This window comes from Pseudoflavonifractor sp. 524-17, from assembly GCF_009935845.1.
In the GTDB taxonomy this organism is placed as follows: Bacteria; Bacillota; Clostridia; order Oscillospirales; family Oscillospiraceae; genus Pseudoflavonifractor_A.
The window spans coordinates 1-1081 of record NZ_QWEK01000131.1 but is presented as its reverse complement, the minus strand read 5'-3'; the positions used below and the strand labels follow the sequence as shown (position 1 = coordinate 1081).

General features: G+C 47.1%; 2 protein-coding genes. Both read right to left on the bottom strand.

The window, feature by feature from the left end:
* Positions 1-201: 201 nt before the first annotated feature.
* Positions 202-543, bottom strand: coding sequence for a hypothetical protein (locus D1159_RS18945; RefSeq protein ID WP_161847127.1), 342 nt, complete (start codon positions 541-543; stop codon positions 202-204).
* Between the two features lie 24 nt (positions 544-567).
* Positions 568-1020, bottom strand: coding sequence for a group II intron reverse transcriptase/maturase (locus tag D1159_RS18940; protein WP_161847126.1), 453 nt, complete (start codon positions 1018-1020; stop codon positions 568-570).
* Between the last annotated feature and the right edge of the window lie 61 nt (positions 1021-1081).

Here is a 1081-nt window from a genome sequence, read left to right as displayed (position 1 = left end):
GCCTTGTCTGTTTTGACCTTACGCAGGGAGTTGTCGCTGAAATCGTGGATAAGCATGGCGTTGACTACACTGACGAAGAAGCCCGCCTCCTTCAGAGCCAGAGCAATGGGCCGCCAGTACATCCCATGAGGCAAGCGGGATTAACCCACTCCCTCCCGAACCGTACGGACACCTCTCGGCGTATACGGCTCTCCATAAATCTTATTGCTTGCTGAGATAATCATTAGAATGTATCACTTTGTGGCAGCCCGGACAAACCGCCAGTGTTTTGCGCCGCCGTTTGAGCATTATGGCCTCCCACGGCTCTGCTCCGGTCAGGTCTTTCAACCGTTTGACCTGATGCAGTTCGACAGTACCTGCTTCTTTTCCACACAACTCACAAATGCCCTTTTTGATGCGGTCCCGCAGGCCGTTGATTCTGTCATACTTTTTGTACGCCGGCAGAACATCTACATCTGAGAGAATTGAAGGAGTGAGCTTGCGCTCAAAACCCCCGTTGTAGAACACAGCCTCTTTTTTGCCGTTTTTAGTCTCATATGACACTGTAAACAGCTTGTTTTTGAGATATCATACTTTGATTTGGTGGACTGTTGTGCGGTATTTGTTTGCAAAAATCTTGAGCATAGTGTACTTCATAATGTTGGAAAACCTTCCGATTTTCCACGCATCGTTGGCAATGGAGTAGAAGTTGTACAGTCCACGGATTTCGGAATTGAATGCAGATAGTATCTCTATGTCCGTTTTGTTGGTAAGCTTACCTCTATGTAGGGCTTTGAATCGCTCTGTGCCATTTGCATATCGCGCATATTGGATGGACTTAAAGCCGTTGCCTTTTGGAAGCCTGGAAGGGAGTGAGCGCTGTATTTTTTGCAGTTCCTTCAGTCCCTTTGCCCGCTCTTTACACTCATTTCTGCTCAGTTCGTCCCAGATGGCCTTGCCTGCATCTCGGAATTTATACGCTTGGTATCTCGCTGACGTATATTCACTAGAGTCTGTTTTAAAAACTGTCAAAGTAACCATCTAAGGATACATGCAAGGCAGACAACAGCCCGGAAATAGAGTGCTTTCTTCTCATATCTGG